General features: G+C 67.5%; 1 protein-coding gene. It reads right to left on the reverse strand.

Going from position 1 to position 234, the window contains the following annotated elements; all coding sequences use genetic code 11:
- The coding region (locus ACLJNW_RS28635; RefSeq protein ID WP_410962070.1) for a protease inhibitor I42 family protein at window positions 1–234 on the reverse strand (234 nt) is incomplete at both ends.

Genomic DNA, 234 nt, shown 5'->3' on the forward strand with positions numbered 1-234 from the left:
GGAAAAGCTTTCCGCCGGTTCCGCGTCCTTTTCCCAGGGCCGCCGGTAGACCAGTTCCAGGCGGTCGTCGCCGCTGGCGGCGACGCGGAAGCGCCAGGTCGATTCGCCGCCGCTGCCAACCAGGCCGCTGTCTTCTTCGGAATTGCTGTAGACCTCCGGGCCAAGGCGCTTGAGCACGCTGGCAGCAGGGTTGCGCAGTTCCCAGCGGAAGCCGGTGGTGGGATTGCTCGGCAG

Origin of the sequence: Salmonella sp. SAL4457 (assembly GCF_046548235.1) — a bacterium.
GTDB classification, from domain to species: domain Bacteria; phylum Pseudomonadota; class Gammaproteobacteria; order Enterobacterales; family Enterobacteriaceae; genus Salmonella; species Salmonella enterica.